Source organism: Carboxylicivirga mesophila, assembly GCF_018271975.1.
Lineage (GTDB): Bacteria > Bacteroidota > Bacteroidia > Bacteroidales > Marinilabiliaceae > Carboxylicivirga > Carboxylicivirga mesophila.
The window spans coordinates 132,315-155,207 of the sequence record NZ_JAGUCN010000004.1 but is presented as its reverse complement, the minus strand read 5'-3'; the positions used below and the strand labels follow the sequence as shown (position 1 = coordinate 155,207).

18 protein-coding genes are annotated in these 22,893 nt (G+C 39.5%); 8 read left to right on the top strand and 10 right to left on the bottom strand.

The annotated features are described in order from the left end of the window. Positions 1 to 106: 106 nt before the first annotated feature. Positions 107 to 889 (bottom strand): 5'/3'-nucleotidase SurE, encoded by a 783-nt coding sequence (gene surE / locus KEM09_RS05375; RefSeq protein WP_212226490.1) that lies wholly within the window; start codon positions 887 to 889, stop codon positions 107 to 109. Positions 890 to 985: 96 nt separating this feature from the next. On the opposite strand from surE, the gene KEM09_RS05370 reads away from it, so the two are divergent. Then, positions 986 to 2,281 carry a tetratricopeptide repeat protein gene (locus KEM09_RS05370; protein ID WP_212226488.1) on the top strand — a complete coding sequence of 432 codons (1,296 nt, stop codon included), beginning with the start codon at positions 986 to 988 and terminating at the stop codon, positions 2,279 to 2,281. A gap of 167 nt (positions 2,282 to 2,448) precedes the next feature. Continuing rightward, on the top strand, positions 2,449 to 4,899 hold the full coding sequence (pheT, locus tag KEM09_RS05365; protein WP_212226486.1) for a phenylalanine--tRNA ligase subunit beta: 2,451 nt from the start codon (positions 2,449 to 2,451) through the stop codon (positions 4,897 to 4,899). Between the two features lie 85 nt (positions 4,900 to 4,984). Here the strand turns inward: pheT and KEM09_RS05360 are convergent, their stop codons facing one another. The 8 genes from KEM09_RS05360 to KEM09_RS05325 form a co-directional block, all read right to left on the bottom strand. After that, entirely contained in the window at positions 4,985 to 5,719 is a 735-nt protein-coding gene (locus KEM09_RS05360; RefSeq protein ID WP_212226484.1) for a hypothetical protein, read from the bottom strand. A gap of 493 nt (positions 5,720 to 6,212) precedes the next feature. Beyond that, positions 6,213 to 6,797 carry a cysteine hydrolase family protein gene (locus KEM09_RS05355; RefSeq protein ID WP_212226482.1) on the bottom strand — a complete coding sequence of 195 codons (585 nt, stop codon included), beginning with the start codon at positions 6,795 to 6,797 and terminating at the stop codon, positions 6,213 to 6,215. 80 nt (positions 6,798 to 6,877) lie between these two features. Continuing rightward, on the bottom strand, positions 6,878 to 8,062 hold the full coding sequence (locus KEM09_RS05350) for a C1 family peptidase (protein WP_212226480.1): 1,185 nt from the start codon (positions 8,060 to 8,062) through the stop codon (positions 6,878 to 6,880). 154 nt (positions 8,063 to 8,216) lie between these two features. Next, the gene (locus KEM09_RS05345; protein ID WP_212226478.1) at positions 8,217 to 9,971 is read right to left on the bottom strand and encodes a DUF4091 domain-containing protein; all 1,755 of its coding nucleotides are present in this window, start codon (positions 9,969 to 9,971) and stop codon (positions 8,217 to 8,219) included. A 65-nt stretch (positions 9,972 to 10,036) separates the two neighbouring features. Next, complete coding sequence (locus KEM09_RS05340; protein ID WP_212226476.1) at positions 10,037 to 11,113, bottom strand: AMP-binding protein; 1,077 nt, start codon at positions 11,111 to 11,113, stop codon at positions 10,037 to 10,039. Beyond that, on the bottom strand, positions 11,110 to 12,126 hold the full coding sequence (locus KEM09_RS05335; RefSeq protein WP_342343997.1) for an o-succinylbenzoate synthase: 1,017 nt from the start codon (positions 12,124 to 12,126) through the stop codon (positions 11,110 to 11,112). The genes KEM09_RS05340 and KEM09_RS05335 overlap by 4 nt, the downstream gene beginning before the upstream one ends. A gap of 37 nt (positions 12,127 to 12,163) precedes the next feature. Further along, complete coding sequence (gene menA, locus KEM09_RS05330; protein ID WP_212226473.1) at positions 12,164 to 13,069, bottom strand: 1,4-dihydroxy-2-naphthoate octaprenyltransferase; 906 nt, start codon at positions 13,067 to 13,069, stop codon at positions 12,164 to 12,166. Between the two features lie 97 nt (positions 13,070 to 13,166). Then, positions 13,167 to 13,667: a hypothetical protein gene (locus KEM09_RS05325; RefSeq protein ID WP_212226472.1), complete on the bottom strand. Its 501-nt coding sequence runs from the start codon at positions 13,665 to 13,667 to the stop codon at positions 13,167 to 13,169. Between the two features lie 251 nt (positions 13,668 to 13,918). Between KEM09_RS05325 and KEM09_RS05320 the strand changes: the two genes are divergently transcribed. From KEM09_RS05320 to KEM09_RS05295, 6 genes are all read left to right on the top strand, one after another. Continuing rightward, positions 13,919 to 15,928, top strand: coding sequence for a methyl-accepting chemotaxis protein (locus KEM09_RS05320; RefSeq protein WP_212226470.1), 2,010 nt, complete (start codon positions 13,919 to 13,921; stop codon positions 15,926 to 15,928). Positions 15,929 to 16,047: 119 nt separating this feature from the next. Then, on the top strand, positions 16,048 to 17,061 hold the full coding sequence (gene murB, locus KEM09_RS05315; protein WP_244824849.1) for a UDP-N-acetylmuramate dehydrogenase: 1,014 nt from the start codon (positions 16,048 to 16,050) through the stop codon (positions 17,059 to 17,061). 33 nt (positions 17,062 to 17,094) lie between these two features. After that, entirely contained in the window at positions 17,095 to 18,162 is a 1,068-nt protein-coding gene (gene mltG, locus KEM09_RS05310; protein WP_212226468.1) for an endolytic transglycosylase MltG, read from the top strand. Between the two features lie 114 nt (positions 18,163 to 18,276). Beyond that, positions 18,277 to 18,909 (top strand): hypothetical protein, encoded by a 633-nt coding sequence (locus tag KEM09_RS05305; protein ID WP_212226467.1) that lies wholly within the window; start codon positions 18,277 to 18,279, stop codon positions 18,907 to 18,909. Positions 18,910 to 18,929: 20 nt separating this feature from the next. After that, complete coding sequence (locus tag KEM09_RS05300; RefSeq protein ID WP_212226466.1) at positions 18,930 to 19,382, top strand: SPOR domain-containing protein; 453 nt, start codon at positions 18,930 to 18,932, stop codon at positions 19,380 to 19,382. 171 nt (positions 19,383 to 19,553) lie between these two features. Next, complete coding sequence (locus KEM09_RS05295) at positions 19,554 to 20,750, top strand: FprA family A-type flavoprotein (protein ID WP_212226465.1); 1,197 nt, start codon at positions 19,554 to 19,556, stop codon at positions 20,748 to 20,750. Positions 20,751 to 20,863: 113 nt separating this feature from the next. On the opposite strand, the gene KEM09_RS05290 is transcribed toward KEM09_RS05295, so the two are convergent. Then, positions 20,864 to 22,846 (bottom strand): glucosamine-6-phosphate deaminase, encoded by a 1,983-nt coding sequence (locus KEM09_RS05290; protein ID WP_212226464.1) that lies wholly within the window; start codon positions 22,844 to 22,846, stop codon positions 20,864 to 20,866. Between the last annotated feature and the right edge of the window lie 47 nt (positions 22,847 to 22,893).

The following is a 22,893-nucleotide window of genomic DNA, read 5'->3' as shown; positions in this document are numbered from 1 at the left end:
CGGCCAATAGCTCAAATCGCCCCGGTACAAAAAATAGTACAAGGCAAAAGACATAATTACCGGCAATAATATACCTACTAACATGCCTATATAAAGCTTGTTACATTTACAATTCATAGTTCTGTTCTTTCAGGTATGATAAAAGGTTAAAATTTGTCGCATCAAGGTGACACGGCACAATTGAGGCATACCCTTTGGCCAGCAAATACTCATCGGTATCTTTGGCTTCAGGCTCCAGATTTTCGAAATGCCCGGTCAGCCAATAGTAGTTTCTTCCTCGCGGATCCTGACGCTCAACAAATTCCTCCACCCATCGCCCCTTACTTTGTCGGGCTACCTTGGCTCCTTTTACCGGACTCACATCCGGAATATTCACATTTAAGAAGGTACCACTTGGCAATTTATCACCTAAAATAGATTTAACAACATGCTCTGCCACCTTCACTGCTTCTGTAAAATCAGCCTCATGCCTGTAATTTAATAGCGAAAAGCCAACAGCCGGAATTTTATTAAGAGCACCTTCACGAGCTGCTCCAACTGTACCTGAATAATGAAGACTAATACTTGAATTTGTACCATGATTAATACCAGACACCAATAAATCAGGCTTACGCGGCAACAACACATTTATGGCCAGTTTCACACAATCAACCGGCGTTCCGTTAACCTTATATAGTTGCAAACCTTCCTTTTCTTTAACCAATTTGGCATAAAGTGGTGTTTTTACAGTAATTGCATGTGACATACCCGAATACGACTCATTGGGAGCCACAATAACCACATCGGTAAATAACTTCAACATCTTCACTAACGACTCCAGCCCTTTGGCCTTGATACCATCATCATTGGTGACCAAAATCAGCGGCCGTTCCTTTTCTGTTTTCGACATATAAAGATTAATTTTAGCCTATCAAAGATAGATATAATGAACAATATCTGATAAGCATTTACCCTTTATTACCCGAAATTTAAAATTGAACCTTTGATGAAATCTGCAAATCTACTGAACAGCATTGTCGCTTTTCTTTCCCTCGTTTTAATCATTACCAGCAGCTTGTGCACGCATTATTTCATTCACATTGAGTATGTACAAGCAGTACTTCTTATCACTATATTCTTTAACACATTAAGAATCTTCCGCCACCAATCTCAACGATTTATCACCATTGCAATAACACTATTGGGCATTCTGCTTTTACTAGCCATTCACTTTAGCCTGATTACTAAAGGATTCACACTTGGTTTTATCGCCCTGATAATACTGTCACTTGCAGGCCTTCGCCAATGGTACAAACACCAAAATAAAGAACTTCAAATATTGTCTAATATCTCAACTATTTCTCAGATATTAACCTTGCTGTTCATTCCGTTCTATATGAGTTTGGGCTATCAAATAGTGAATGCAATTAAGCAGAGCCCACCAATAACAGGCATCAAAATTGGCTTAATTAACCTTCAGCAGGAAGCTTCCATAGCCAATCCCGAAGCACAAAAGCTATACCAACAAGCCAAAGAAGTATCATACGAAGGGAAAGCCGATGAAGCTTTTCACCTGTTAAGTGAAGCTTTAGGCAAAGAGCCCGACAACGCGTATCTTCAATCGCAAATGAGCCAGCAATACATTTTCAGGGCTGACACCACAAAGGCATTGGAACACATTACCAATGCTATCAATTTATCGAACAAAAGCTATTACATCCAACAACGCTCGTGGATTCATTATAATCTGCATCGATATGAAGAAGCTAAAAGTGATGTTCATCTTTTACGCCAACTCGAACCCCGAAACACCTGGGCCCAGTTACTATCTGCCTACATTGCTCATGAAAACAGGAACTTTGAGACAGCCTGTAAGCACGCTGATTCGGCCAGCATGTTTTGCTCTAACTACATATTAAAGCAAGATATTAACTACTTCATCGAGAACAATTGTGGCCCTAATCGTTTTTTCAATTTAATTAAACCATACGAAACTGATTATTTGTCGCACTCTATCGCCTATTTTTACAAAAAATACACAACCGATGAAAATGGTGAGCCCGATGTAAACAAAGGCATCCCTCCCAAAGGCAACTTTACCCGACAGGAGATAAAGCAGCACATTGTGCGTAATCAGGGATTCTTTAAAGGTCAGGAAATGGACTTCATCTATCTCTATGAAAAAGGCACTAACGTTTTAATAGTTATCCGTCGCACCAAGTGCAACCTTAGTAAAAAGACACTGAAGTACATTTTTATTGAACCAGACATCTTTGAGAACTTCGAACTTCGAATAATCTAAGCAATAGCATTTCTATCACTATCAATCTCCTGTTTTACGTATAAAATCACCATCAAATAATTAGTTTACAGCCCTCAAAATCATTACTTTTGTTTGCTCTTTTTGAAAGATGCTATTCGATATAGTATGTATCGATTTGATGTTCAACACATAATGATTTTAGACGAATGAATATTTCATACAACTGGCTTAAAAGCTACCTCAACGTTGATTTAGCACCAGAGAAAATATCTGAAATACTTACCGACCTTGGATTAGAGGTGGGAAGCATGGAAGAAGTTCAATCTATTAAAGGTGGTTTGGAAGGCCTGGTGATTGGTGAAGTTTTAACTTGCGAAAAACACCCTAACGCAGATAAACTAAGTGTTACCACGGTAAATATTGGCAATGGCGAACCACTGCCCATTGTGTGTGGAGCTCCTAACGTGGCCGCTGGTCAAAAGGTAGTTGTGGCTACTGTTGGTACAGTGCTTTACAGCGGAGACGAGAGCTTTACCATTAAGAAATCTAAAATCAGAGGCGAGCAATCAATGGGTATGATTTGTGCCGAAGATGAAATAGGATTAGGCACCAGCCATGATGGTATTATGGTTCTTCCGGCCGAAGTTAAGGTTGGCTCCTTGGCCAAAGACTATTTTAAGGTTGAAAATGACACAGCCATTGAAGTTGACTTAACACCTAACCGTGTTGATGGCTCATCGCACTACGGTGTCGCTCGCGACTTAGCTGCCTACCTAAAGCAACACCAGGATGATGTAAAACTACAGTTGCCTTCTGTTGATGAGTTTAAGGTTGACAACACCAACTACGAGGTTAAAGTAACAGTTGAAAATACAGAGGCTTGTCCTCGCTATTGCGGAGTAACTATCAGCGACATCACCATACAAGAGTCACCTGAATGGTTACAAAACAAACTCAAAGCCATTGGTTTGAGCCCGATTAATAATGTGGTTGACGTTACTAACTTTGTACTACACGAAGTTGGACAGCCATTACACGCTTTTGATGGGGATGAAATAAAAGGCAGCGAGGTTATTGTAAAAACACTGGCTGACGGTACGCTTTTCCAGACGCTGGATGAAGAAGAGCGTGAACTTTCGGAAAATGACTTGATGATTTGCAATGCCGAAGCAGGCATGTGTATTGCCGGTGTATTTGGCGGTTTGAAAAGCGGCGTGAGCGAGAAAACCACGAAGGTATTTTTGGAAAGCGCCTACTTTAATCCGGTATGGGTGCGAAAAACGGCCAAGCGCCATACATTAAGTACCGATGCCAGTTTCCGCTTCGAGCGTGGCGTGGATCCTAACATGACCATTTACGCCCTAAAAAGAGCAGCCTTACTAATTAAGGAAGTTGCCGGCGGTACCATCTCAAGCGAAATTACAGATATCTACCCAACTAAGATTGAAAATTTCGAAGTTGATGTGACCTACCGCAATATCACACGCTTAATTGGCAAAGACCTTTCTCAAGCAACCATTAAAAGTATTTTAAGCGCTCTTGATATTGATATTATTAATGAAACAGAAGAAGGTCTGAAGCTTTCGGTACCTCCATACCGTGTTGATGTGCAACGCGAAGCTGATATTATTGAAGAAATTCTTAGAGTTTATGGCTACAACAACATTGAGATGCCATCTTCGGTTAACAGCACTATCGTTTATTCGCAGAAGCCCGATGACCATAAGCTAAAAAACACAGTAGCCAACCAATTAATGGCTCAGGGTTTTAGTGAAATCATGTGTAACTCACTGACAAAAGCATCATACTATGAAACGTTAGATGTTTACCCTCGTCAGCATGTGGTTGAGTTAGCCAATCCACTGAGTAACGATTTAAATGGCATGCGCCAAACCTTGTTATTTGGTGGTTTGGAATCAATCAGCCACAACATCAACCGTCGTAACAGTGACTTAAAACTATTTGAATACGGTAACACCTATCATTTCAACACAGGAGATAAATCCGATTTAAATAACTACAACGAAACGCAGCGTCTGGCCATTTTCATGGTTGGAAATAAGGCAGCAACCAACTGGAACACCCCAGAACAGAAGGTGACTTTCTTTGACCTGAAAAATCAATTGGAAAATATCCTCTTAAGGCTAGGATTAACGTTTATTGATTTTGACGAAGTCTCAACTGAATCAGACTTATTTGCAGAAAGCATCTGCCTGAAGCAAGGCGATAAGGTAGTGGCTGACTACGGCATGGTGAACGGTAAACTATTAAAAGCCTTTGACATTGATGTACCAGTTTATTTTGCAGAAATTAATTGGGACATTATCCTGAAGAAAAGTGCAAAGAAAACTGTTACCTATACAGAAATACCAAAGTTCCCGGAAGTAAAACGTGATTTAGCACTTGTTTTGAATAAAGACATCAAATTTGAGCAAGTTAAAACCATCGCTCAGAAAACCGAGAAAAAACTACTGAAACGCATCTCATTATTTGATGTGTTTGAAGGAGAGAAACTTGGAGCAGGAAAGAAATCGTACGCTGTAAGCTTTATTCTTCAGGATGAGTCGAAAACGCTTAATGACAAGCAAATTGATAAGATTATGAAAAAACTGATGACCACCTATGAAAACGAACTTGGTGCTGTAATCAGAAAATAATCATTCCAAATAGAAAATAAAAAAAACGGCGAAACACTGAAGTTTCGCCGTTTTTTAACCATTTTTTTTATTAACCTTTACGTCATTAAAGATAAGTTAGATTCCAGTTGTAGCTTTTATTAGTGAAGGCACTGCTCCACTTTATTAGATATGAACAACCTGCCTCAACACTAACTATTACTTCTGACTGCAATGAATTAGCCGTATAATTACTGGAACTAATCATTTGCTCAGCACTATCCTTATAAATAAATAGGGTAGTATTTTCACCTGTCAAACCGACTGTTGAGATTTTAACCTGCCCATTCTTAGCTGCAGTAAACACAAACCACTTATCCATGTTATCCAAATGACTAACTTCCTGCATACCTGCTTCTATCTGTATTGCACTTCGCTCCGACAAACCTTCAACAGAATCCTGCTTTACAGACCATGTAAGCGTATCCCTCCGATCCTTCGGAGCCCAACAAATAAAACACCTGCAATTATTTACCGAATAAAACGAGGTCGATTCATTACTGTTTAGAGTAGCCTGCACAAGTATTTCCTTCATCTCTTTGCTGAATACAGTAACGACACCTCTTTTCATATCCTTGTCTGTATTGGTAAGTGTAACAACTCCATCTGAGACACAATTGAGTACAAATAAGCTATTAACTGCTGTTGCAGAAAGATTCACATGCTCGTTGCCAGAAAGTTTGACTGCTGATTTAATAATTCTTTTGGATAATCCCTCTGCTTTCGCATCAAGCACGCAGATACTAAAACTCAACAAAACACATAGAAAAATGCTTTGAATGAAACGAACTTCCCAATTCATACTGATAATTTAAAATTCCCCAAGGCAAATATACAATAAACTATCAGAATCAGTTTAAAATTCAAATAAAGTTTCTTACCACAAGGTAGTTATCGAACATTTGATGCATGCAGCAGTAGTTAACGGCAAAAAAAAAGGAGTTGCTGAGCAACTCCTTTTTCCTTCTAACCTTAACTCAAAATCCAAATCTATGAAAAAATCTTAACTTAATATTAGAACACACTTAAAGCTAAATAGTTTCGGGTATATATAAAAAAAAGAGGAATGTTTGACTTTTCAAACATTCCTTCTTCAACCTAACCTTAACCCTAACTTATGAAGAAAGCTTCATAAATCTTTATACTCAATTCGCATAAATAAAGTTCCATAATTATTGCACTAAACGCAATCTTTTAAACTTTTTTAACGCGATTTTGTAATTCTAAATTCTACAAATGTTTCCGGAACTTTTCGTTCACACATTTTAACAAATACAAATATGAAGCTTTTTTCATTAATTCAAAAATTTTTCCAGAAAAACTTCCTGCTTCATTATATAGGCGTAACTTTTTAATGTGGACAAGGTGGAAAAGTGAACTTGTTCCGCAGGTATAACCAAGCCATTATAGGTTAAATCCCTGGTGGCGCAAGCATCCTCTACTACCACAACTTCATACCCAAAATCTGCAGCAGCACGCACTCCTGCTTCTAAGCACATATGCGTTTGCATGCCAGCCATCACTATATGTTCTATATGATGAGCATCGAGGTATTCCTTCAGGTCTGTACCTATAAATGCATTGACTTCCGTTTTCTCAATAACCTTCTCATTCACTAAAGGGCAAACAACTTTATTAATATCACTCCCTTTTGTTGCCTTGTGTTTAACATGAACAATCAACAAGCCCTTATCGCGAAATAACTGCAAAAGCTTCTGTGCTTGCTCTCCGGCTTCTTGAGCATCTACCAACTCCACAGCTCCTCCTTCAAAATAGAAATCCTGAATATCAATAAGAATAAGTGCTGTTTTATCAGGCTCCTGAGCATTTAAATAAGTGAAACTTGAGATGAATACTGTTAGAATAATAACCGTTCTCATAATACTATAGTTAGTGTGAGCCTAATTAAATAAAAAAGGGTAACTTTCGCCACCCTTTTGTTTACCAAATCAATATCTGGTTACTTTATTCCAAGTTTCTTTTTGAGGTCTTTGGTCAATGCATTTTTATTAATCATGATTGACATGGTTTTGTATTTTATGAAAGCCTCGGATGCATAGAAATAGCCATCGTATTTATTGTTGGTATTCCATGAGTTTTTCACCTTAAAATACTTGGTACCGTTCTGGTCTTTCACCATACCTGTAATCTGCATACCATGATCATCAGTAGTCTGATAGTTATCGTAGGCTTCCTGACGCATCTCAGCCGTAATTACCTTTTCTTTTACAGGTTTATCGAAGCTATAAAGCATCTTGTTACGGTCGGCACGTGACATACTTTCCCAACGCGAACGTTCTGAACCTGACATCTCTTTTGCATCACTTTCTGGTACAATTGCTACGCCATTAGTATGTGAAAATCCTTTTTCACTTACGTCAGCTGCCCAGCCAATTGTATAACCATTCTCAAGTGAATGCTCAAAAATAGTCATCAGGTCGTCTAATGTTACGTTGTATACTTCACCCCACAACCAGTTATCTGGCACTTCAATAATAAACGTTTCGTAGGTTGGATGATGTGTATACGAAGATACCTGAATGTAATCATCCATATCAAGACCTACTCTCTCTTCCATATAGGTTTGAGGCGTATAGCTTTTGCCGTCTACTTCGAAAGATTGAGGTAACTCACCAAGGTAAGCATCTAAAGTACCGTCAAACCCATTTTTCCAGGCTGTACTCAGCTTCTTGTTTTTATTAGAAATTACAGCATCAACATAGTTCTTCAAAACGGCATCCATTTCACCATGCACGTGCGACTCTTCACCATATTCCAGCCCTGCATAAGCTTCTTCAGGCACCATACCATAATTCTTCATTACATAAACAGCATCGTGAAATGCGCCACCAGGACCAAAGTTTAATGAACCATGCAAGCGCACATATTTCACTGCTTTGTCAGCATAGCAGTGACGTACCACAAACATCTCTGACAGGTTAGCTGGCTCTTTACCAATTCGAATCATTTCCGATTCAAAGAAACCTAAAGCCGAGAAGCTCCAGCATGTTCCTGAGCGATGCTGATCTTTCACGCATGTCGCCTCTAAATCATAGATTGTTTCAAACTGATACCCTTCTGTTTGGTCTTGTGCAACCACAGCCAAACAAATCAGGCTCAGCAGCATTGTTGATAATAGTTTCATAAGCTAATATTTATTGCAATAGATTTAACGATAACACCCTGATAAAGGGATGCATTTAACTTCGACGCTGACAAATTAAATAAAGTTGAACAGAAAGATGAATGATATTATTCAGCTCAATAAAATAATTGATGGCTTAATCTCAATTCTGCAATCATTGATTATGAAGTTCCCAAAGCAGCTCCTGCCCCTCTCGCACCATCTGACTGGCACTTTCCCGCGGTATCCGTTCAATAACAAAATCACTTAGCACTTCATTTAATAATTCGAGTTTCCGGCGACTAGTTTCATCATCCACACCTTCCAATTCATCGCGCATCAGCAATATCTTCTCAAAATCCTGAATCCCTTCAATCAATCGCTCAAACCTGATTGAGCTTTTTGCATCAGGATAAATAAGATAGTTACTGCCCGAAGAGCGAAACTCCTGTCGTGCATTTATCAAAGGATTTGGTAACCAATTATTAAATGCTTCAATGTGTATGCCATCAATACCCTGAGCAGCTGCATACCACCCAAACCAAGCTGATTCTGCCGATGGCGAGTGTAGAAAAACATTGGGAAACGGACTATTGGCATCCAAATGATAGGAAGTTTCTAAACCTTTTTGGTGCCTGATGCGAAACCATTCCTTCAGATTACTGAATTGAGAAGGCACATTTGCAGCATAAACATCTTTTAGCAACCCAGATGTCCACTCATGTGCCAGCAACTCAAGCTTCACATCCTTGTTGACTTCATGCAACAGCTGCTTCAGCCTGGTTACCTCTTCAGTTGGCCCTTCATTAACAACAAATACAGTTTTATCAAACCATTGCTTTTTAAGCAAATGATTGATGATATTAGTATAACAGGCTTTAATCAGCCTGCCATCATCTTGTACCTTCAGTTCTTTTAACTGCCTTTTACCAGTCACTTCATCTAATATAGTTATGCTGTTGCTAATGTTTGGTTCAAAGGCGTAACAATCAATTTGAGAAGTTATACCATTATCTAACAAGAAAGTAATCCACTTATCAAAGTTGGTAAAATCAGCCACTACCTGGCCGTTTGATTGTTTCACCCATTGTACAAGTGGAGCGTTAACATCGTTGTGGTGATCGAACAAATAAGCAGTTATACTCTTCTGCCCAGCTCTTTTCATCAGCTCAACATATGGTTGAAGCTCATTAAAATGTTGCTCGCTCCATAATGGAACCTTGTGCCAACGCGCTATCTCTGCCGGATTGATGCACATATTGGTTTGAAAGCGCCAATCATCTGTTGACGGCAATGTTTTTTCTATTACCTGAAGATTGAGCCTTAATTCTTGTGGCGGATTTTCTTTGGAGTATACCTTAAGCGCCGTCTTATAAATACCGGCTTTAGCCTCTCGCGGCACCTGGATAGTAAACCATATTGGTCTGACACTTTGCGCCTCCATATCTATACAAGGCAAACTATCCAGCATATCGGGCAATAGCGTTGAATCACGCTGATTCGATGCTAATGATTGGTCATTTACAAATCCGGCATCACTCAGCATATACCTCACATATCTTGTTTGTATAATATCTTTTTCAATTGTTTGTCCTTCTTCTGAAACCAAATCTTCCCAGATACATTCCACCTGCTTAACGTCATAGGAACTCCACAAAACAGCCTGAAAAGATACCGTTTCACCTTTCCATGCATGAATTTGTTTGTCCTTCACAACTGCCAGCATGGGCACTTTCCCCTTCATATATTTAACATCTTTTGACCCAAATGACAAATGCAAACCACGCCCCGTTGCCAGCCACTCTTCCTGGTTCTTTGGAGTTGAATCATCAATCTCGCTAAATGTAGAATAACTAATATCTGGTCGCTGGTTATAGCATGATGTAAGCAAGAATAAACCCGCCAGAGCAAAAACAATGTATATTTTCATTCCTTTGATGTGTTCGATAAAAATAAGTAAGCAAATATAATATTTTGGCGATGGACAAACGATTTTTAGCCCAACAGTTCGCGTAATTTAAGCCGTTGTATCTTTCCTGTTTCTGTTTTAGGAAAACAGCTTACAGCCACAACCTCCTTAGGCTGCTCATATTTGGACATCATAGACAAATCCATATCATCTAAACCAACTTGTGAATCAGACTCCAGTACCAGCACAACCCTCTGCCCCAGAATATCATCAGGCTTCCAGGAGATTATAAAATCCTCCTTAATTACTGATTTAAGTTTGGCTTCAATCAGCTCGGGTATCACTTTTACACCACCGGTATTAATTACATTATCCCATCGCCCCAGCAAGCGGAATTGAGTTGAGGACTCCAGCTTAACCATATCGTTGGTGAATAGTGTGTCAGTATTGATATCAGATGGCAAAACCTTCAAACAACCACGACTATCAACATCAATCACCAGTCCGGGTAACAGCTTAAACATTTCATCACCATTTGACAAGTTACGCAAGGCAATATGTGATACTGTCTCAGTCATACCATAGGTTTCCCACACTTCTGTAGTCAATCCCGACAATTGGTCCAATAACAATGGATTAACACTACCTCCGCCTACAATTAGTTGTTTGATGTTCTGTAACTTTCCTGGAGTATTGGATAGAATATTGTGTAGCTGCATTGGCACCATGGCTGCAAAACCAATTACCCGATTGATCTGTTGCAAAGGATTAGAATTGATATTCGTTATCACTACATCCAATCCTCCCACTAATGCTCTTACAAGCATCATTTTACCGGCAATATATTTGGCTGACAAGCACAATAAGGCACTATCGCCCTGTTGAAGGTTAAAAAAACGAATGGTGCGATGGGCTGACGCTACCATTGACTGTTTATGCACCTTAATTGTTTTTGGCTGCCCGGTGCTCCCTGACGTTTGCAGCTTTATATACGCCTTATCATCAAACCAATCCCGAATAAATCTCGCTATCAAAAGGTTCTCTGATTGGTTTGTTGCTTCCAGTTTTTGAACCCAAGTCAGTATGGATGCAATCCCGCAGTATTGCTCACCATCAACCAATAGTTCATCGTATTGCTTGTATGAATCCATCCTATCCATCATTCAGCTTCAAAAGGATTTTCCCATTCACCATGCAAATCATAATACAGCTCCTGCCCTTTAAGATAAAGTGGTGACCGCAGATTATTAGTGAAAACCTGCCCTGTCCCTAATCCTTGGCGAAGAGAGCTGTATTTCGTAGCTACCCATTGCGCTATGGTATTTAAACCAATATTGGCTTCAAGAGCCGAGGTGGCCCACCAATCAATATTGAGCTCATCGGCTATACTAATCCATTCATCTGAAGCCATTACACCACCCAACAAGCTGGGCTTTAAGATAATGTATTGAGGCGTAATTACCCTTAGTAGCTCCTCTTTTGCCGACATATCATTTACACCAATCAACTCCTCATCAAGTGCAATAGGAATAGGGGTCTTTCGGCACAATTGGTACATATCCTCATACTGTCCCGCCTTAATTGGCTGCTCAATGGAGTGTATTTTAAAGGACGACAATGCTTTTAATTTGAACAAAGCTTCTTCCGGTGCAAAAGCACCATTGGCATCAAGCCTAAGCTCCAGGTCTTTTTCACTGTAACGATTTCTTATATGCCTCAGCAAAGAAAGTTCTTCGTTAAAATCGATGGCACCAACCTTAAGTTTCAGGCAAGAAAAACCTTGTTGCAGCTTCTCATCAATACGTTTCAACATTGTTTCTGCTTCTCCCATCCAAATAAGCCCGTTAATAACAATCGGTTCAGTGCCGTTCATAAACTGACTTGGATACAATTCGTAAGGGTGCTCCATTTCTAATCCTTTCATGGCTGTTTCAACAGCAAAACGCAATGCGGGCACGTCCTTAAGTTGCTGATGATAATCCAGGACATAATCGTTTATATTTATGCAAACATCTGCAATAATTTCATCAAGATCTGGTCTGTCATCCATACTTAAGCCAGGAATAATGGAACATTCTCCTATTCCGAAAATCCCATGATTATTCTGTATTTTAATAAACCAGCTCGGCTTGGTGTTTAATACGCCGCGAGATGTTCCTCCTGCTTCCTTAAACACTAATTCCTGTTTTTTATAAGTGGCTGTTAGCATACTACTATGTAAGAATTAAACCGGTGCCAAACAACAGCACATACACTAATGAAGTTATGGCCAATTTTTTAAGTTCAGGATCAAAATCATCGGCAATTACCGCTTTGTTAACCACCCAAAGGTGTCTTATGAAAAGTGGTGTACTCACTAGGAACATAAACATCGACATATGATACCCATTAGTAACAACAAATACAGTAGACAGCAACAACGCGCCAATCACCAGAAAATAATGATAGCGCTTAGCCCAAACGATGCCATTTTTAACAACCAGAGTATTTTTACCAGCTTCTTTATCACTCTGCCTGTCCCTCATATTATTGAGGTTTAAAACACCTGTACTTAAAAACCCAATGGCAAGTGCAGGATACAAAACATCCCAATGAAACATTTGCCCGTGTAAATAAAATGAACCGCCAACACCCACCAGGCCAAAAAAGAGCAACACAAATAAGTCACCACGCCCTTGGTAGCCATAAGGATTTTTACCCATAGTATATTTTAGAGCCGCAACAATAGAAGCCACTCCCAATAAAAAGAATACTAAGCCACTAATGCTTGCCGCCTGCGAAAACGAGAAGTAAATGAGTAATATACCTGAAATCAATGCCAGCGATGCACAAATCACAATAGCTCTGCGCATACTTTGCTGGCTGATTAAACCAGATTGCACCATGCGCTGAGGCCCTTGTCGACCTTTATGATCGGCACCATTAACTGTGTCGCCATAATCATTGGCCAAGTTGGAGAGCACCTGGAGAAACAAGGTGGTAATGATGGCCAATAAAAATACTGACCACTTAAACATTCCATAAAATTGGGCCAGAAAACCGCCCATTATTATTGTTGAGAGAGCCAGAGGCAATGTGCGTAACCTAAAGGCACTCACCCACGCACGTACTTTTGTCATAAAATCATTTTACTGCAAAAGTAAATAAATGCCATAAAACAAAAGAATCAGATATGATGGATATTAGCTCAAACAGCTTTTAGCAGGCCCACATTAATCAGTTTTTACCATAAATAAAGCGGTACAATAAACTCCTTAAATCCTTAAACTGTTCATACGAAATACTATGAGGAAAACTCATAATCCGCTGTGGGTATGATGCGCAACCTTTATGATATGATGGTTGAATATAAACATATGGATTCTCAATAAACCCGGCACTGACATATTCACTTTTCAACAAGTAATGTTCCGGAGCCAAAAGAATATCAACTTCAGCTACAATAATCACATTCTTATCCACTTGTTCAATTAGTTGCTTAAGCAACATCGACATGGTTTCATGAAAAACCTGATTATTACTTACAGCTAAGTGCTCAATAACCACCCATTTGCCAAAATCCCAAAAGCCAACAAAGCCTTTCAAAACTCTATCATTGCGATAGTCAATCATACGGTACGACGATCTGCTGCAAACTTCTTCAAACTGCTTACGACACCTTCTTCGTTCATATTTGTAGGAATTGGAAATTAATTCCCACACATCATCTGGCAACATGCTATTCTGTTTATTAGCATCTCTTCAAGAGGCATACCAGAATTATTAAACAAAACAAAAAAGATGTGAAAGATTACAATTCTATTATCTATACCCCACTTCCTCCTCCTGTTGAAAAGATATCTATTCTAATATCTGTATTTGCATTAGATTATTTTCTTTTCGTCAAAAAAAATGGCCATACTACGTATATTTCCGTATTATAGCTGCGGGAATGTGAGAGTCAGGAAGCAGAACGAAAAACTACATCTATGAAATGGATTGACTTAAAACTGAGTAGAAAGTTTTTTCTTGCTTTCAGTGTTATTATTTCATTATTGCTAGCCACCGGTTTGTGGGCTATTTTTGGCATTAATGGCATTGTTGATAATGCATCGGAAACAATTGATGGTAACAAACTAAGAAGCGATTTAGAAGGTAAGTATGTTGACCATCTAATTTGGGCGAAAGAAGTGAACCGTTTATTAACGGATAACGAAGTAACAGAATTAAGTGTGCAAACTGATCATCATCTGTGTGCCTTTGGTCAGTGGTATTATGGCGAAGGCAGAGAAAAGGCACAAGAATTGGCACCCGAGTTAAGGCCTTTATTTGATGAATTTGAAGAACCTCACAAACACCTGCATGCCTCCGCTATTAAATTACAGGAAGAATTCAAGCAGATGGATTGGCACCTGTCATTGCAGTTAAAGCAGGCGGAACTAGACCATATCAATTGGATGAATAAGGTGAAGGATGCGATTTTTATCTCCAACAGCAAAGTAATTAATGTCAACAAAGATCCGGCCCAATGCAACTTTGGCAAATGGCTGAACTCAGAAGATTTACAAAGATTAGTGGAGCAAAATCCTGATATACAAACATTCATCAATCAGATTATTGAAAAGCACGAGAAATTGCACACCAGTGTTTATGTGGCCGAATCAATGCAACGAAAAGGTGATAACGAAGCAGCCCGCAAATACTTCAATTCTACCATAAGGAAGAATACTGAAAATGTGCTGGCAGAGCTGGTGGAACTTGGTAATTGGAGTGCTCAACACCTGGAAGGAATGGATAAAGCCAATTATATCTATCAGCACGAAACCATGGCCCATCTGGAAACCATGGGACAATTATTTAATATGGCAATAGATGAATCAAAAAAGCATATTCTTACCGACAAGGTGATGCTAGACAAAGCTCAGGGTACACAAACCATTGTTATCATTTTTATTATAATAGCGGTTGTATTGGCTACAATATTGGCCTTCTTCATTACCGACAACCTGGTTAAACCCATTAAAAAATCACTTCGATTTGCCAATGAGGTAGCTGATGGTGACTTAACAGCCAAAGTAGACATTAACCAAAAGGACGAAATAGGCCAATTGGCCAGCGCACTGCTAAACATGGCAACTCAACTAAATAATATCATCTCAAATATTAAAACCGGCTCAGATAATTTGGCGGTGGCCAGTCAACAACTTACGGCCGGAGCTCAGCAAATATCCAGCGGCGTAAATGAACAAGCAGCCTCCGCCGAGGAAATTTCTTCATCAATGGAAGAAATGACTGCCAATATCCAACAAAATTCGGAGCATGCCCATGAAGCCATGCGAGTATCACAGCGAGCAGCCAACTCTATTAATAATGTGGCCAGCGCATCGGCTAACAGTGTGGAGGCCTCGGCGAATATCAACTCTAAAATAAAAGTGATTGTTGAAATAGCACAGCAAACAAATATATTAGCCCTTAATGCAGCTGTTGAAGCCGCCAGAGCAGGTGAAAGCGGTAAAGGATTTACAGTTGTAGCCAACGAAATAAGGAAGCTGGCTGAAAAAAGTAAAGAAGCTGCCAGTGCGATTGTTGAACTGGCTAAAGAGGGCGCTCAAATATCGGAAAGCTCAAATAACCTTTTGAAAGAAATTATACCTGATATTAACAACACCTCCCATTTGGTGCAGGAAATTGCAAGTGCCAGTCTGGAACAAGAGCAGGGTGTTAACCAAGTGAATGCAGCTATACACCAATTCAGCATGGTAACCCAGCAGAATGCCACTTCGGCTGAAGAAATGGCAGGAAGCTCTGAAGAACTATCAAGTCAGGCTGCTGAACTGGATAGTATGGTGAAGTTTTTTAAGGTAAAAGAAACCGAACAGACAGAATACAAATCCTTTGAAAACAACCACCCCCCATCCGAAAATACTGATACGAATAAAAAACAAGCCTATATTGAGTTTGAAGAGATGGTGGACGAAAGTGAATATGTAAGTATGTAGACATACAATGACCAAGTTAATAAGGGAAGGCAGGAGCTTTCCCTTTTTTCGTAATTTCAAATAACCCTGCGATTCCTTATGGCATATTCTTTTATCTTTGCCTGTTCAACTGGAAACATATGATTCAGACTCAAGAAAACTTTAACCTCAAGTCGTACAATACCTTTGGTTTTGAGGTATCTTGCAAAAGTTTCATCTCATGCCATACAAATGAACAGCTGCAAGATGCTTTATCTTACCTCAAGAATCATCCTCAGGCATATCTGATTTTGGGTGGTGGCAGCAACATCTTGTTTAGCAACAACTTTAATGGCATCGTCATTCATCCTGCTATGAAAGAAATCAGTATACTCAAAGAAAACGATAAACACATATGGTTGGATGTGCAAGCTGGCGTAGTATGGGACGAACTAGTGGAACACTGTGTCAACAATAATTGGTTTGGACTTGAGAATCTTTCCTACATTCCAGGCAATGTGGGCGCCTCTCCAGTTCAAAACATTGGAGCCTATGGTACTGAAGTAAAAGACTGCATTGAACAGGTTAACGGCATTTTCATTGAAAATAATGAGGCTTTTTCTCTCAGTGCAGAAGCTTGCCAGTTTGCCTACAGACAGAGTATCTTCAAAGGTGAACTTAAAAATAAAACCGTTATAACATCAGTGGTGTTTAAACTAAATAAAACTGAAAGCTACAATCTAAGTTATGGCCCCATAAAAGAACAGGTTGGAAAAATGGGAAAAATAACATTGCAGAATGTACGAACAGCCATTATTGATATTCGCAAAAGTAAACTGCCCGAACCGGAAGAACTGGGTAATGCCGGTTCATTTTTTAAGAATCCGGTAATCAGTAAAGAACAGTTTGCCACTTTGCAGGAACAGCACAGTTCAGTTCCATCTTACCAGGTAGCGCACGATCTCATTAAAGTACCTGCTGGTTGGCTTATTGAACAAGCAGGCTGGAAAGGTAAAGCCTTAGGCAAAGCAGCTGTTCATAACAAACAAGCACTTGTGCTCGTTAATAAAGGAGGTGCCACTGGTAAAGATATGCTAGAACTGGCCCATACAATTATGCAAGATGTTAACAATAAATTCGGGATATCAATTGAGCCCGAAGTCAATATTATTTGATGGCTGATAAATAAAAACTCTTAAGCATTAGTTATGGCTATTAAACAACAAAGCAAAAAAGCTCGTCCAAATAAATCATTATTGCGTCTATTTTACATGCTGCTTATTGTTATCATTGCAGCTGTGTTAATCGGACGCTCTTTCTACAATAAGATTTTTGAACCCAACGTAACCATTAAAGGTGGGCAGGAATTTTTTTACATTCCTACCGGTGCCGATTTTGAGGATGTAATCGTTGCACTGGAAGACGGCGCTTACATAAAAGATGTTGACGCCTTTAAATGGGTTGCTCAAAAGAAAAACTACACCACTATTAAACCTGGCAGGTACAAGTTGGTGAATAACTGGTCAAATAACGATTTGGTAAATACCTTACGCTCGGGTAACCAATCTGCAGTTAAAGTAACGTTTAATAACATCAGAACCATGCCTGAACTGGCAGGTAAAATCAGCCAATACCTCGAAGCCGATAGCACTGCATTCTTAGAGGCTCTTACTAATGAAGAACTCATTAAGGATTTGGGATTTAATAAAGCTACAAGTCCAGCACTTTTTATTCCCAACACATACGAATTCTGGTGGAACACATCACCTGAGAAGTTCATTGACAGAATGCATAATGAGTATGAGAAATTCTGGACGGCAAGCAGACGCAGTAAGGCAAAGGCTGCCGGTTTAACACCACTGGAAGTGAGTACCCTGGCTGCAATTGTGGATGAAGAAACAATTAAACAAGATGAAAAGCCAAAGGTAGCAGGCCTGTACATCAACCGATTAAAAAAGAACATTCGTCTTCAGGCTGATCCTACCATTAAATATGCCATTGGTGATTTCACTATACAGCGTGTGCTTACAAAAGATTTAGCAACAGATTCACCTTATAACACCTATTTGTATGCTGGTTTACCTCCCGGCCCAATACGTATCCCTTCAGTGTCTGGTATTGAAGCCGTTTTGAATTATACTCAGCACCAATACTTGTATATGTGCGCCAAAGAAGATTTCTCGGGCTATCATAATTTTGCTAAAACACTGAAACAACACAATATAAACGCAGCTAAGTTTCAACGGGCCCTTAATCAACAACGAATTTACAGGTAACCTAAATGTTCAAATCTTCTGGTTTTCAGCAAAAGCACTGATGCATAATTTGATTTTTTATGGCAAAAATGCCTAATTTGATAGTGCATTGTAAATATGTTAAAATCTTGCGCGATGAAACAGGATCAACGGTTGCTTATTATTCAACTACGCGATTATTTACACTCACATCAGAGCGAAAAAATCAACCTGGCAGAAGTATGCAAAGCATTGGGCTATCAACTAACTGACATTACACGGTGGGCACCAACGCCCGATAGCCTGATTAAGCAGATTCTTGATTTTAAAAACCTTGTAATATCTGAAGTTCTCGATTTTGAAAAATATGAATCAGAAAGTGCCATTGACAGTATGGTCATCAGCGGCCAGGAGATATATGAACGCTTTGGTCAGCTATCGCCAGCTAAATATGTATTCATCGCAAAAATGAATCCTGAATTATATCATTCTTATCAGAACCAAATTATTGATTTTATTGAAAAACGCTTAAGTGATAATCTCGAAAAAGGTATCTTGAATGGCGAATACAGGAACGATCTTAATAAGTCAAAAATTATCGAAAAATATATAGCCCGTATTAAAGCTATACATTCGATGGATTATTTAAAATCTGAACACTTTACATTTGCCAATATTTTTAGCAACATTTTTGAAGATTATCTGCAAGAAGTAGCTACAGAAGAAAATTGGAACTATTTTCGTAAAAGGAAACAGTTTTATGAAGCCATTAGCTTTGCTAACAGATAATAACAATAAACTATAAACATATGCAGCAATTTAAAATCTTAACACTAACCGTACTTTCAATTGTAGTTGTATCATGCGCATCGCTTAATAATGGGTCATCCAGCTTTGATGATAGCGACAGCCCTTATGTACAGGAAGAAACCACTCCTGTAGTAAAAGAAAAGCCTGCTCCTAAGACCGACAAAATTGTGGTTAAAGAAGAAAAAGTAAAGGTAGTTGATGAGCCAGAAACTGAAGTATTTAAATACTACGTTATTATTGGTTCATTCAGGGTATTAGAAAATGCGCAAAGCTATAAAAAACAACTGTCAGGAGAAGGGTTCCTGCCCGTATTGCTCGAGAATGAAAATGGCTTGTACAGAGTATCCGTTTCGGCGTATAATGAAGAGATGCCTGCACGCGAACGCATCAGCGCCATACGCAGCAAATACGATAAATATGACGATGTGTGGTTGTTGATTCGTCGCTCATAATTTAAACTAAAGTATTAATTTAAGCCGGTACTCCTGTTCCGGCTTTTTTGCACACATCAATTATTAGTCAGGATATAAGATGATTTTTATTCTTTCTACTCGCTAACTTTTTCCTATTTTTGCGCATTCAAATACCGAAATAAATTACATACAATATAAACCAGACAAGAAATGTATAGACCGGTAAATCTTTCGGAAGATATTTTTTATGTGGGAGTCAACGATCGCCGCACCAACTTATTTGAAAATATGTGGCCGCTCGATCGTGGAGTTTCCTATAACTCATATGTTATAGCAGACGAAAAAGTGGCTATTGTTGACACTGTTGAAGCAGGTCATTTTGAGAAATGGATTGCTAAAGTAAGAGCGATCCTCAATGGACGTCCAGTGGATTACCTGGTGGTTAACCACATGGAACCAGATCACTCCGGAGCCATTCGAATTTTGACGGAACTATATCCTGAGATGAAAATTGTTGGAAACAAAAAAACAGTTCCAATGATTGAAGGTTACTATGGTATCACAGGTAACTTTGAGTTAGTGAAAGAAGGCGACACAATTGACCTCGGTAAACGTAAGCTAACCTTTTACACTGTACCAATGGTACACTGGCCCGAGTCGATGGTTTGTTTTGAAGAAACCAACAAGATACTCTTCTCATCTGATGCCTTCGGTAGCTTTGGCACATTGGATGGCGGCATTTTTGATGATGAGCTGGATTTTGAGCATTATATTGATGAGATGCGTCGCTACTACTCAAATATAGTAGGTAAATATGGTAATCCGGTTCAAAAAGCCTTGCAAAAGCTGGGTGGTCTTGATATTAAAATGGTAGCACCTTCGCACGGTCCAATCTACAGAGAAAACATTGGCCGCATGATTGACATGTACGATAAATGGAGCAAGTACGAAGGCGAAGAAGGTGTTGTTGTAGCCTATGCTTCAATGTATGGTAATACAGAAGAAATGGCTGAAGTAACTGCTCGGGCTATTACTGAAAGCGGCATTAAAAACGTGCGTGTTTACGATGTTAGCAAAACACATCCTTCGTACATTATTTCAGACATCTTTAAGTTCAAAGGTTTAATCCTGGGAAGTCCTACTTATAGTAATGAATTACATCCAAATATGGAAGCTCTTGCTCTGAAACTGGAGCACATGGGTGTTACCAACCACTATTTTGGTGTCCTAGGTTCATTTACATGGGCTGGCGCATCGGTTAAGAAATTGCGCGAGATTGGCGAAACCCTGAAGTGGGAAGAAGTAGCAGAGGCCGTGGAAGAAAAACACGCATTAAAAGAAGACAAGTACGAAGCCTGCTGGCAATTAGGAGTTGCAATGGCTGAAAAACTTAAGGCAGACAGGTAGTATTAGAACAATAAATTCTGAAGAGGAAGAGCAATTGCTGAGCAGTTGCTCTTTTTTTGTCAAAAAAAAAGGTGCCTCATTGAGACACCTTTAAATATTATGAGCTTAATTGCTTACAAAAATTCGTACCGTACAAATGCTTCAACAGCTTCATATTCGGCCATTCCGAGGTCATTGTATAACTGAGCTGTGCCACGATTACGGTCCTCAGCACGCTGCCAGAACTCGCGATTGTCACCACCCAGGAACATAGCTCCATCTTTCTGTGACTGGTGCTTAAAAATAGCATTACGCTTGCGCATTAACTCATCAGGACTAATTGGTACGGCCATTTCAATGTTGTGAATTTCCCACTCGTGCCATGCACCACGATACAACCACACCCAGCAGTCCTTCATCCACTCTTCTTTCTTCAATACATCAATGGCCTGGAAAATAGCATCCAGACATACACGGTGTGTTCCATGCGGATCGGATAAATCACCGGCAGCAAAAATCTGATGCGGTTTCACCTCCTTAATCAGGTCAGCCACAATTTTCACATCAGCTTTTCCCATTGGGTGCTTCTCCACACTACCCGATTCGTAAAATGGCAAGTTCAGGAAGTGTACATTTTCATCCTTTACTTTGGCATAACGACAGCCTGCCTTTGCCTCTCCTACCCTGATAAGACCTTTAATGCGGCGCACTTCAGGCAAATCAATCTGATCCGGCTTTTTATTAGCCAAAAACTTACGCACTTTATCGTGCTCAGCTCTTATTTTCTTGTCGTCTTCAGTTAAACCGGTTGTATAGTCGCCAATAAAATCAAGGTAACGCAACACATCATCATCTGATACAGCGATACTACCTGATACCTGATAAGCAACATGCACCTCATGCCCTTGATCAACCAGTCGCAACATGGTTCCTCCCATCGAAATAACATCATCATCAGGGTGCGGGCTAAAGATAATCACGCGCTTTTTAGCTGGTGTCTTACGTTCCGGACGATTAGTATCATCGGCATTTGGCTTACCTCCCGGCCAGCCTGTAATCGTATGCTGTAATTCATTAAAAATACGGATATTGGTCTGATAGGCCGAACCACGTTCTGCCAGAATATCTCCCATCCCGTTATCATTGTAATCACGGTCAGTCAGTTTCAAAATAGGCTTATTCACCTTCTGACACAACCACAATACGGCTTTTTTTATCAAACGGTCATCCCACACAACACTGTCGATTAACCATGGCGTTTGCACGCGAATCAGGTCAGCTGCAGCCGCCTCATCCACAATCATTTTGCAGTTTTCGTGACGCTGCAGGAATGATGCCGGAATCTCTTCAGTAATGTTTCCTTCAATCGTCTTTTTCAGGATAGCCGCTTTACCTTCACCCCAGGCTAACACACGCACTCGTTTGGCATTTAAGATGGTTTTAACCCCCATTGTAATAGCCTTGCGCGGTGCATTATCAATACCAAAAAAGTCAGATGCTGCTTCGGTACGTGTTATATTATCAAGCGACACAATGCGCGTTAATGAATTACCTGATGAACCCGGTTCGTTTAAACCGATATGCCCGGTACGTCCAATTCCTAAAATCTGCATGTCAATACCACCTACCTTCTGAATCTTTTCTTCATAGGCATGGCAAAATTCATAGATCCTTTCCTGTGGAATGGTACTATCAAGGTAGTTTATGTTCTCTTCCGGTATATCTACGTGATTAAAGAATTTCTCACGTATATTTCTGTTAAAGCTTTGCAATGCTTCAGGTGCAATGGGGTAATATTCCATCACATTGAAAACAATCACATTTTTAAAGCTTAATCCATCTTCTTTGTGCAAACGAATCAACTCAGAGTACACTTCGCTTGGTGCGGAGCCCACTGCCAATCCTAAAACACATTTTCCTCCTTCAAGCTCTTTAATTTTAATAATGGAAGCTATTTCGGAAGCAACAGCTTTTGAACCCTCGGTTGATGAACCGTATATCTTTGTCGATATTTTCTCGTGCTTTGTAATTAAAGCCCGTAGGTAGGGATCATCGTGATAACCTTCATTCTTGAATTTCCCGGCAGGGGAGATTTTCTGATTGAATTTTTCTATCATAACAACTCTAAATTGAAGTTTTTTTTGGTTTTAGATCTGATGCAAAT